The sequence below is a fragment of the Gemmatimonadota bacterium genome (genome assembly GCA_026702745.1).
GTDB lineage: Bacteria > JAAXHH01 > JAAXHH01 > JAAXHH01 > JAAXHH01 > JAAXHH01.
Genome location: JAPPBT010000018.1, coordinates 126,736 through 136,529, shown reverse-complemented (window position 1 = coordinate 136,529; position 9,794 = coordinate 126,736). Strand labels below are relative to the sequence as shown.

Sequence of the window (9,794 nt, the reverse complement as noted above, 5' to 3'; positions counted from 1 at the left end):
TTCTACCGGGGGCGCGACGCGACGATCCTGGCGGCGAACGAATCGTTCGAACGCGTCGCGGCATTGATCTGGACGAATGACAAGCGGTTTTCTTTTCCGATTTTCTCAAACACCTACCAGCGGGACTTCCGCGAAAGCTGGTTGAATTTGAAGTCGCTGAAGCCCGTCGAACGCTTCCAGACTTTGCTTCCCCTGGCCGAGGCGGATGACCTGGCCGCACTGGACCTGCGCCGGGACACGGTCGCCGCCACGGGCATGCGGATTCTCTGGTTCATGACGGGTGTGGCCACGGGCGAAGACCCGATGGGCGGGATCGCACAGGCCTTGCGAAGGGCCTGGGCGCCGGACATTGAAGGCGCGGCGGAGCTGATTAATACGACCCTGGTGCTGTTCGCGGATCACGAGTTGAATGTCTCGACCTTTACCGTGCGATGCGCCGCATCGGCGGGAACGACGCCCTACAGCGCGGTCTGCGCGGGTCTCGCCGCACTGCGTGGCTACAAGCACGGCGCGGCCAGCGAGCGCGTGGAAGCGCTGTTTCAGGAGGCGGAGTCGATCGGCAGCGTTGAACGTGCGATTGCAAATCGCTTAAGGCTAGGTGAGAAGATCCCAGGATTCGGGCACGCCGTTTACCGCGACGTGGACCCGCGGGCAAGCCTCCTGTTGCGCAAGCTGGAGGATCGGTTTCCGGGATCAAAGGACCTGCTGCTTGCGCGGGAAATCATCGAAACGACCCATCGGCTCGTGCCGGATCGGTACAACATCGACCTGGCCCTCACGGCACTGGTGCGTGTCCTCAACATGCCGGAAGGCAGCGCCATGGCCCTGTTCGCCCTGGGCCGAACGGCCGGCTGGATCGGACACGCGATCGAACAGTATGAAAGGGACCAGCTCATCCGGCCACGGGCCAGATACACCGGGTTGCGTCCGCCGCAGATTTCCGAATCCTGAATGGAGTCTAAAAAACCGGCCCTGTATGCGACTGTTCACCTTTTCCCGGGAACCTGTAATTGGCCACGGTAGTTTAACAGGGTAGAGACGCCGTCAACCTCGACGTGTCTGGGAGGAAAGGCCATGATCGGGATCTGGGTGTGCAAGTGCTTTTCTTTTTTGCAAGACAGGCTGTCTCTGGACGGGTTTGTGGATTTATGCGGTCTGCACGTCAACTCGTTGTCTCGCGAGATCCTGCTGCCTGTCTCCTCATCTCCGGTCACTCGCGTCGACGACATTCCAAATACCATACTCGGGTTGCCAGATGTCATACGAAGCAGCTGGCAGTCGAGATCCCCTCCGTGACCACATCTCCGTAGTTCCTTCCTGTTCTCATTCACACAGCAACAAGGGAGCTACCCATGTCACGGTCAATCCTGTTTACCTACTTTGTGGTTCCTTTACTCGCGGTCACGCTCGTGGCAGTCTGGATCGGATTCTCCGGTCCCACGCCGTCACCGCAGGTGAAGCAGTCGACGGTGCCGTCGTCGCTGGCGCAGCATACGCTGTCGGCTCCGGCCACCTTCGATACGAAGTACCTGGTTCGGCCCGTGCACCATGGTCCTAACCACCCTCCGGTCGTAAACGACCCGATCTATGATCGTTCTCGCGTCGTTCAGTTCCCTGCGGGTCCCGGGATGAGCCTGGAGTTCGAGGGGGATCCGGCGTCGGACTATGAGGAGGACGTTGTTACTTACCGGTTCGGAATCGCGATTCCCGGCAGGCTGGGCATTCGATCCCCCGAGGAAGCGCTGCTCTGCGTCGATCGGTATGGCAGTCGATTCATCATCCGGCCCCGAAGTTCCGTGACGCCGGCCGAATTCGCTTCTGTATACGGGAACGTCGGTATCGTCGCCGTACTGCCGGCGGTCATCTACGCCAGTGACGGCAAATCAGAAAGCAAACCGGTGCTGTTCAACCTTACGCTGGTGTATGACGCATACACCGGGAAGTCGTCTCAGTCCGAATCTATGGGAGAACGTCCTGGTGAAACGTCCGGTACCTTTGACCAATTTGCAGAAGGATTCAATTCAGTTGACGGAGCGTATGCAAAACTGACAAAAATCGCGGATGTTTCCCGGGTTTGGAGGCTAGATCCGCCGTCGCCGTTCACCGGAACGGCCCGGTCGCTCCAGACCACGAGGTGAAGGGGCGCCTCGAGGGGAAGGAGCGCCTTGAGGTTTAAGGGGCGCCTCGAGGTAAAGGGGCGCCTCGCATCGTGAACCGGCTCTCAGCGGCCAGGCATGGCCCCGTGAATAGCGCGGGGCCATGCTATCCCTGACCTCCACAGAAGAAAAGCAGCTAGATTCCGCCGACGACCTCGACAGACGGAACCAGCGTCCGCTGCACCAATGTCCATGTCTCCGGATTGTTGGCGCACAGCAGCCCTTTTCGGTCATCCACCGGCGAATACTCAGTTCCGTCCAGTCTTCGAACGAAGCCGCCGGCCTCCTGTGCGATCAGGACGCCGGGCGCGTGGTCCCAGACCAGGGTGCGATAGAAGAAAAGAAACTGCAGTTCATTTTTCGCGAAGGAGGGATAGTTGTACCCGGCGCACCGGGTGCGTTCTATGAATTGGAAGTGATCCTTCGCCGCTTCGGCGGTGGACTTGAGCGCATCCGGCAGATACCACGTCATGGCCACGCCGCGGGCGCGATCCAGGGAAAGGGGTGAAGGATCGACGACCAGACGCGTGGATTCACGGGCCAGGCGCGAGGAATCCGCGGCCAGGCGCCCACCTTCCTGAACGGCACCACCAACCTGGAATGCGCCACCAACCTGGAAGGCCCCGGCCCCCCTTTCCGCACTGGTCAAAAGGCCGTCAATCGGGTTGAGTATCCACGCTCCAATGGTGATGCCAGTCTGAATAAGGCAGACCATGATGGCGAATTTCGGTTCGCCCACTGCGAAGTACCGTGTGCCGTCCAGGGGGTCGATCACCCAGACTGGCGCATCCGTATGCAGCGCGGCCAACAAGTCGGGATCTTCATGGACGCTTTCCTCGCCCAGGACCAGCGAGCCGTCGATCAATCCGGGCAGATGAGATGACAGGAAGACCTCGCACCGGGTATCCGCCGACGTTGTCAGATCGCCCGCGCTTTTCTCGGTGACGTCGTCCCGACCCAGGTTTCTCCACAGCGGCATGACGATCTGATCGGCCGCCACGCGAAGGAGGGCCTCGATCTTGGCGTGAGGGATGTTCATCGGGAGACGTTCATCTTTCTATGCCAGCGGCCTTCCCCAGACAACCCGGGTCTGCAGCTGGAACTGGATAACCCCTTCGTCATCGGCAAAGTCTGCGAGGATCCGGGAAAGTTCGGCGTCGAATGCCCGGACGTTGCTGTCCCCCATGTGTTCCCTGGTCATGCTCTCTCTTGAATGGAACGACGCGACGTAGTCGTCTACAGTCTGGGAGAAGCCAACCGGGACTGTCCTTCTGTCTCCGGCCAGGAGCAGGTGGTTGCGATCCACAAGCTCCTTGATCAGGTCGATCTGTTGATAATGGCGATTGGTGGAATATCGTCGAATGAGTTCGCGCTCCGCGACGCCCCAGGGTGGATTGAAGGGGCGATCTCCTTCAACGATCGCGACATTCCCGTTCGGTGTCAGTAACTCATGAAACTTCCGGAACACCACGCTCCAGTCCATCCAGTGAATGCTCGATCCGGCGGTCACTAATGCGTAACCCGGTGTCAGCTCGACTTCTTCCACTTGGGCCAGGACCCAGTTGAGGCTCGGATGTTCGCCCATGTCCAGCGACCTGCCCACGCGGATCATCTCGCTGGAGAAGTCGACCGCGTCCACGCCCGTCACGTGGTCGACGAGCAATCGTGCTATCCTTCCCGTACCGCACCCAACGTCCAGGACCCGGCCTCTCGATGCTCCGGGCAACCTCAGGAGTATCCTGTAAGTTTCCTCCGGATAAGGCGGTCTAAGCTCGTACGATTCCGCCATGCTTCGATGCTTGAAGCGGGCGGCGTATGCGTCCTGGTACTGAGGCGGTCTGGGCGGATTGCGGTTCAATACTGACTCCGTGGTGGGGACCGGTTTCTGCGAATCCGTCGGAGTGTCGCTCGCGTGCCTGTTTCTATTTAAAAACAAATTCGAACACGCTCTGCCAGGTCCCCAATTTCTCTCGGTCGGGATGCTCGAGACCATATGCGTGGAAAAACGGGGAGATCCACTCTTCGCCCAGATTTCTCTGTATCGTCCAGCTCGCGGACACGAAATCCAGGTACCGGTCGCCGACACCCGCGAAACCAAGGTCTATGAATCCGGTCAGCTTGCCGTCCGTGAACAGGACGTTGGGCAGGCAGTAATCGCCGTGCGTGAAGACCAGGTCTTCCTCTTCCGGAACGGCCTCCTTTATATCAGACAGTTTGTCGAGAAGAATGGTTCGGTGCTCGCCTTCCTTTAATTGGTCGTCCAGCGCACCGCTTTCGATCAACCCTTCCGCCCACTGAAAGAACCGCGACATGCGCCAATCCATGGGACAGGATCCGATGTCCAGCGCGTGTACATTGCGCAGGCCCCGTGCGAACTCCTCCACGAGGCGCGCTGGATCGCCGGTCGCTTCCGGATGTATCCCCGATACGCCTTCCATCTGCGTCATGAGCAGGTACTGCATATCGCCTTCCACGTGAAAACACCGGTATTCGGGCACGGGAAGTTTGTCCTGCAACCACGTCAGAGCTATAGTCTCCGCCAGCAGGTCCGGTTCCTGCGGCCTCAATCGGACGTCTCGCGACTTCAGGACCAATCCGGGTTTCAGAGGATGCGTGTAGAGGAATACGTCGGAGCAGGATTCGGTCTTCAGATTGCGGCCGTCGGATTTATAACCCCTCAGGCGAGCGAGGACGGGTTCGGGAAGGTTTTTCGGAGTTGGCGGATGGGAACTCATGATTCACATGGGCTTCTTGTAGCCGGGCCACATCACTCCGCCCTCCACTCCCCGTCGAATCCCGTATAACCGTCGGTGAATTGCTTGAGGTGATCGGGAAGCCGTTCGGCGAGGGCGGCGGCGGAAGCGGGAAGGGGCCACGGCGCGTCGATGCGCCACGTTTTCGGGCGGAAACCGATGCCACAGGAATAGCGGCGCTCATGGGTGGCCATGTTGGCGTGCCAGGTGAGCGCGGCGAAGCAGATCAGGTCGCCGGGGTCGGCGAGGACCGGGACGCAGCCGGGTACGGACATGGGGTCGTAGGGCGTGTCGGGCGTACCGCCCTCCGGGTACAGACCGCTCCGTTCCGGTCCCATGACGAACCCTTCGGGGCCATCCCATTCGAGATGGTTGGACTTCTCGATGACCGCGATACCGCTTCGATCGGGATGGCTTCCGTTGAGATAGAACCAGCAGCCGCTGGGGATGGGATAGCGGTTGAGGACGTCATTGGCGCGCTGCGGTTTATCGATGTGTCCCCGGTGATCCTGGTGCCAGCGGCCCATGCCCTCGCCCGGCGTGCGCAGGATGGCCGCGGAGCGATGCAGGCAGAGGTCGGTTGTACCGTGCACGGTGCGTATGAATCGCATGTAGGCCGGGTTGTCCACCAGGTCCCAGACGGGCTCGCTGTCCTCGGCGAAGGACATGTGGTACCGGTTGGACGCCGGGGCCAGGTCGCCCTCCGGGTCCAGGTGCCGATTGATGGAGTCCTTCAACGCGGCGACCATGTCCTGATCGATCAGCTGCCGGATGACGCAGAAACCGTACTCATCCACGCAGGCCAGGGCCGCCTCTATATCGTCACGGTCGAAGTGATAGTTGTAGTCGGGCATGGTGTGCTTCGTCGTGTCACGTTCTGACGTCCTGCAGAAACCGTTCTACCTCACCGGGATGGTCCACTCCGGCATACGGCCCAATTTCCTCGGCGGCCTGTTCGAAAGCCAGCGTTTCTGCGGCGTTCTTCGACCACAGGGCCGCGCAGAACGAGACCCCGGCGGCCGTCGCGGCTTCCAGATCATCGACGGCATCGCCGACGTAGACGGTATCGGTAGGTGACGCGCCCAGGTTGCTCATCGCCTTGACGAGACCCTCGCAATCCGGTTTGGGCACGGATACATCGTCATCGAAGACCAGCGTATCGAACGCACCCAACCGGGCGTGTTCCCGGGTAATCTCCCAGGCGCCCCGGCTCTTCCCGGAAACGATACCCAGTTTGACGCCTTGGCTTCGCAACGATTTCAACATTTCGTCTACGCCGGGATACACGCCACCGAAGAACCTGGCGTGCAGCCCGCGGTAGTTTTCCAGGAATCTCCGATGGGCGCTTTCGACTTCTTCCGGCGGATAGAAATGGGCCATGAGGCGTGGTTCGGAATTCAGGCGGAGCGACAGCACTTCTTCCAGGGACATCAGGTTGTGTCCGGTCGCCTGCAGCGTCCGGACTACCGACCGTACATACAGGTTCAACGTGTCGATCAGCGTCCCGTCCAGATCAAAGAGTACACATCGTGTCATTTCGCGGGCGAAGGCCTTTCCGCGATGTCTTCCGACTTCACCCGTTCCAGCATCTGCGACATCTCCCGGACGAGTTCCGGATGGTCGCCGTACCGGTTTACCCGCTCCGAAATGTCCTTGTCGAGATCGAAGAGCTCGCCGGGGAAGTCGTGGGCGGTATAACTCCGTTCCTCCTTGAACCAGTCGGGTTCGCGGTTGTCGTCTCCGTCCGGGGCATCGATGAAGACCCAGTTGCCCCTGCGGATGGCGAAGTTCCCGTGGCATGCGTGGTGAATGGCGAAGTCCCTAACCGGATCACTGGTCTCCCCCCGCAGCAGCGGCAGCATGCTCACGCTGTCCTCGCCTTCGTCCTCCCGGAGTTCGAAGCCGGTCATCTCGGCGCAGGTCGCCATGAAATCGCCCAGGATGGTGAGCTGGTCGCAGACCGATCCGGCGGGTACGACACCCGGCCACCGGGCGAGGAAGGGGACGCGGTGCCCGCCCTCCCACACGTCGCGCTTGACGCCGCGCAGCTCCCCCATGCTGTAATGGCCGTGGCGGCGCGCGTGTTCGTAGCTCCCGCCGTCCGCGGCCGGTGCACATTCCGGTCCGTTGTCGCTGGTGAAGATCAGCAGCGTGTCGTCGGCGATTCCGCGGCGTTCCAGGGCCGCCATGATCTGCCCCACCACCCAGTCCACCTCGCACACGAAGTCGCCGTAAAGCCCCGATCCGCTCCGTCCGATGAACGGCGCGTTGGGCACGATGGGCGTGTGGGGCGACGTGAGCGGGAAGTAGAGGAAAAACGGATCGGGCCCGGAAGATTCGATATAGTTGACCACGCGGCGTATGAACGCGGGGATCATCTCCTCGAGGGACCAACCGGGTTTCATGATGCCGGGCCATCCGAACATCTCGTCGGGCTTGGGCACCGTCGGTTCCCCTGCGAGCCGGTCCTGCTCGAACCAGGTGTAGGGCGGGAAATTCGGCACGTCCACGCCGAAGTACGTGTCGAATCCGCAATCGACCGGTCCCCCGCGCATGGGCGCACTGAAATCGACCTGTCGTTCCCGCTCCTCCCGCAGTTCCCGATCCAGCCTGCCCACCGCGGTACCCTCGTGGGCGGGCTTCCCGTCCAGGGTGGCCCATTCCCAACCAAGGTGCCATTTTCCGATGCACGCGGTTCGGTAACCCTGCTCGCGAAGCAATTCCGCCGCGGTGAGGCGTCCGGGCTCGATCAGGGGCGGATCGTAGGGCCAGAGGACGCTGTTCTGCAGGGGCGTGCGCCAGCAGTACCGTCCGGTCAGCAGCGCATACCGGCTCGGTGTGCACACGCTCGACGGGGCGTGGGCGTCGGTGAAGCGCATGCCTCCTTCGGCGAGCAGGTCCAGGTGGGGCGTCGGGATCTTCGAACCGGGGTTGTTGCACCCCATGTCGCCGTATCCCATGTCGTCGGCGAGGATGTAGATGATGTTGGGCGTGGAATTGGGCATGGTTAGGTTTTGGCGTTAGACTATACGGTCTCGCAACTGCTAGTTGATTCGGCCGTTGCAAGCACAGGTGCAGACCTTGGCGGAGTCGTTGACGAAGAGGTTAGCGGATTCATCCTGTACCTAATATGTCGATCGATTAAGTTAATGACAAGTTGCAAGGTCGCGGACGAATCCTGAATCTTACCTGCGCGGATTTGAATCCGGCGCGGCAACTTGGATTGCCCTGGGTGCGGACCAGACCCGGACCGTGTCGCTGGAGAACCGGAAATGAGACTCAAACACGATGACGGCTGGAATATCCCGGCGGGAAGCCCCTTCTATCCCCCGCTTCCGGCGGCCTATCGAAACGTGCGGTTCCAGTTCGTTTTCTTTCACGCCGCACCGTCCGCTGTACAGAGTTTTCTCCCGGAGCCCTTGCAGGCGGCAGAAGACGGTTTGTGCGTGGCCTCCGGCCTGGAGGTGCCGGATTGTAAAAACTACGGCCCTTTCGAAGAGTCGTTTATCGTGATGAAGTGCCATTTCCGGGATCAGACCGGGTTCTACTGCTCCCATGTGTTCCACAACGGTCCCGCCGGAATCGCCGCGGGCCGGGAGATCTACGGGACGCCGAAGGTGTACGCGGACTTGAAGGTGACCCATGCGGACCGGTCCATGGTGACAGAGACCTCCTACGGCGGCGTGCCGGTGTTGCGCATCGCCTCGAGCGTGGATGCCAGCGCTCCAAAGGATGCCGGATCCGACAATGATTCCGGTGGCGGCAGTGAATGCGGCGCCGCGCCCGACGCCGGTGCCGCGCCCGACGCTTGTCCCGCGCCCGCCACCGATGCCGGCCAGGACATCATGCCGGCCCTGACCCCCGCCTGGCGCTTGAAGATCATACCCCGGGCCGACGGACCGGGACCCGCCATCAAACAGTTGATCGACTGCAGCGAAACGACCCGGGAGGTGGAAGTGCACGCCTTCGCAAAGGGAAAAGGTTCCATCGAACTCGGTGCTTCCCCGCGGTGCGACCTCATCCCGCTGAAGCCGCTGGCATATGGCGACGCCTTCCACCTGGAAAGCAGCTATACCGAAGGATACGCGCGGGTCGTATACGACTATCTGTGCGAGAATCCGTAACTGATGGGTGACACACTGAAGGTCGGCATTCTATACCCGCTCTATTCCGCGGAGGACGACTACCCTCGCCTCGCCGCCGTGCTGAAGCCCGCGGTGGATGTCCGGGTGGTCCATACCGACAGCCCGAACCTGCATCGTATCGACGAAACGCAGATCACCGGAAGCCGGGAATACCTGCTCGCCGGGGTGGCGGAGTTGCGTCCTCAAGACATTGACGTCTGTTTGTGGGCGTGCACGAGCGGGAGTTTCGTCTTTGGGTTTGAAGGCGCGCGGCGACAGGCGCAGGACCTGGCCAATGCACTCGGTGTACCGTCATCGAGTACGTCGCTGGCGTTCCTCAGTGCCTGTAAAGCCCTTGGACTAAAACGGGTTGCCGTCGCCGCGACCTACCCGGAAGCGCTGTCGAAGGCCTTTCACACATTTCTCGAATCGGATGGCCTCGAGGTGGTCCACATGGGGTGTCTCGGGGTCTGGACGGGGGATGAGTCCGCGCTCATAGAACGAGAAGAGGTCCTGCGCTTCGCTCGAGCTAACGATCATCCAGACGCTGAGGCGGTGCTGATCCCCGACACCGCACTGCATTCCGCAGGTTTTCTGTCTGAACTCGAGACGGCGGTCGGCAAAACGGTGCTGACGGCAAACCAGGTGACGATGTGGGAGGCCCTGCGGCTTGCAAACCGTCTGACGCCGCAGTCCGGTTTGGGACGGTTGATGGAAGTTGTCGCCTATTCAACCTTGAGTGAGGACGTTTAACAGGTAGC

Annotated in this window: 10 protein-coding genes; 4 read left to right on the top strand and 6 right to left on the bottom strand. The window is 61.1% G+C overall.

Annotated elements, in window-relative coordinates:
• Nucleotides 1-951 (top strand): citrate synthase (locus tag OXH56_03250; GenBank protein MCY3554317.1); only part of this gene is annotated, 951 nt, incomplete at its 5' end.
• A 401-nt stretch (nt 952-1,352) separates the two neighbouring features.
• A complete protein-coding gene (locus OXH56_03245; protein MCY3554316.1) occupies nt 1,353-2,138 on the top strand; it encodes a hypothetical protein in 786 nt (261 codons plus the stop codon).
• Nucleotides 2,139-2,292: 154 nt separating this feature from the next.
• Here the strand turns inward: OXH56_03245 and OXH56_03240 are convergent, their stop codons facing one another.
• The 6 genes from OXH56_03240 to OXH56_03215 all read right to left on the bottom strand — a co-directional run bounded on the left by OXH56_03240 (nt 2,293) and on the right by OXH56_03215 (nt 7,914).
• Nucleotides 2,293-3,195 carry a hypothetical protein gene (locus OXH56_03240; protein MCY3554315.1) on the bottom strand — a complete coding sequence of 301 codons (903 nt, stop codon included), beginning with the start codon at nt 3,193-3,195 and terminating at the stop codon, nt 2,293-2,295.
• An 18-nt stretch (nt 3,196-3,213) separates the two neighbouring features.
• The gene (locus OXH56_03235; protein MCY3554314.1) at nt 3,214-3,945 is read right to left on the bottom strand and encodes a class I SAM-dependent methyltransferase; all 732 of its coding nucleotides are present in this window, start codon (nt 3,943-3,945) and stop codon (nt 3,214-3,216) included.
• 133 nt (nt 3,946-4,078) lie between these two features.
• Nucleotides 4,079-4,891 (bottom strand): aminoglycoside 3'-phosphotransferase, encoded by an 813-nt coding sequence (locus OXH56_03230; protein MCY3554313.1) that lies wholly within the window; start codon nt 4,889-4,891, stop codon nt 4,079-4,081.
• Nucleotides 4,892-4,923: 32 nt separating this feature from the next.
• Nucleotides 4,924-5,763: a phytanoyl-CoA dioxygenase family protein gene (locus OXH56_03225; GenBank protein ID MCY3554312.1), complete on the bottom strand. Its 840-nt coding sequence runs from the start codon at nt 5,761-5,763 to the stop codon at nt 4,924-4,926.
• Between the two features lie 16 nt (nt 5,764-5,779).
• Entirely contained in the window at nt 5,780-6,445 is a 666-nt protein-coding gene (locus OXH56_03220) for an HAD family hydrolase (protein ID MCY3554311.1), read from the bottom strand.
• Nucleotides 6,442-7,914: an arylsulfatase gene (locus OXH56_03215; protein MCY3554310.1), complete on the bottom strand. Its 1,473-nt coding sequence runs from the start codon at nt 7,912-7,914 to the stop codon at nt 6,442-6,444. Before OXH56_03215 ends, OXH56_03220 begins: the two co-directional genes overlap by 4 nt.
• 267 nt (nt 7,915-8,181) lie before the next feature.
• On the opposite strand from OXH56_03215, the gene OXH56_03210 reads away from it, so the two are divergent.
• Both OXH56_03210 and OXH56_03205 read left to right on the top strand, forming a co-directional pair.
• On the top strand, nt 8,182-9,033 hold the full coding sequence (locus OXH56_03210; GenBank protein ID MCY3554309.1) for an acetoacetate decarboxylase family protein: 852 nt from the start codon (nt 8,182-8,184) through the stop codon (nt 9,031-9,033).
• 3 nt (nt 9,034-9,036) lie between these two features.
• Nucleotides 9,037-9,786 carry a decarboxylase gene (locus tag OXH56_03205; GenBank protein MCY3554308.1) on the top strand — a complete coding sequence of 250 codons (750 nt, stop codon included), beginning with the start codon at nt 9,037-9,039 and terminating at the stop codon, nt 9,784-9,786.
• Nucleotides 9,787-9,794 lie beyond the last annotated feature (8 nt).

What these genes read in the sequence shown, in the direction of transcription:
- OXH56_03245 (MCY3554316.1), top strand. Translation starts at nt 1,353, where the DNA reads ATGTCACGGTCAATCCTGTTTACCTACTTTGTGGTTCCTTTACTCGCG.
- OXH56_03240 (MCY3554315.1), bottom strand. Translation starts at nt 3,195, where the DNA reads ATGAACATCCCTCACGCCAAGATCGAGGCCCTCCTTCGCGTGGCGGCC.
- OXH56_03235 (MCY3554314.1), bottom strand. Translation starts at nt 3,945, where the DNA reads ATGGCGGAATCGTACGAGCTTAGACCGCCTTATCCGGAGGAAACTTAC.
- OXH56_03230 (MCY3554313.1), bottom strand. Translation starts at nt 4,891, where the DNA reads ATGAGTTCCCATCCGCCAACTCCGAAAAACCTTCCCGAACCCGTCCTC.
- OXH56_03225 (MCY3554312.1), bottom strand. Translation starts at nt 5,763, where the DNA reads ATGCCCGACTACAACTATCACTTCGACCGTGACGATATAGAGGCGGCC.
- OXH56_03220 (MCY3554311.1), bottom strand. Translation starts at nt 6,445, where the DNA reads ATGACACGATGTGTACTCTTTGATCTGGACGGGACGCTGATCGACACG.
- OXH56_03215 (MCY3554310.1), bottom strand. Translation starts at nt 7,914, where the DNA reads ATGCCCAATTCCACGCCCAACATCATCTACATCCTCGCCGACGACATG.
- OXH56_03210 (MCY3554309.1), top strand. Translation starts at nt 8,182, where the DNA reads ATGAGACTCAAACACGATGACGGCTGGAATATCCCGGCGGGAAGCCCC.
- OXH56_03205 (MCY3554308.1), top strand. Translation starts at nt 9,037, where the DNA reads ATGGGTGACACACTGAAGGTCGGCATTCTATACCCGCTCTATTCCGCG.